Annotated in this window: 1 protein-coding gene; it reads left to right on the forward strand. The window is 68.4% G+C overall.

The genetic code is table 11. The features are described 5' to 3' along the window. Nucleotides 1-244: DNA polymerase (locus tag FQ664_RS26710; RefSeq protein WP_144175979.1), on the forward strand; the 244-nt coding region annotated here is incomplete at both ends.

Genomic DNA, 244 nt, shown 5'->3' on the forward strand with positions numbered 1-244 from the left:
CCCCGGAAGGCTTCCAGCTGCTGGCGGCCGACTATTCGCAGATCGAGCTGCGGATCATGGCGCATCTGTCCGGAGACCCGGGCCTGGTGCGGGCCTTCGAGCAGGGCGCCGACGTGCATCGCGCCACCGCCGCCGAGGTGTTCGGCCGCACCCTGGAAGAAGTGACCAGCAACGAGCGTCGCGCGGCCAAGGCGATCAACTTCGGCCTGATGTACGGCATGAGCGCGTTCGGACTGGCCCGCAA

Origin of the sequence: Pseudomonas persica, assembly GCF_900291015.1 — a bacterium.
In the GTDB taxonomy this organism is placed as follows: Bacteria; Pseudomonadota; Gammaproteobacteria; order Pseudomonadales; family Pseudomonadaceae; genus Aquipseudomonas.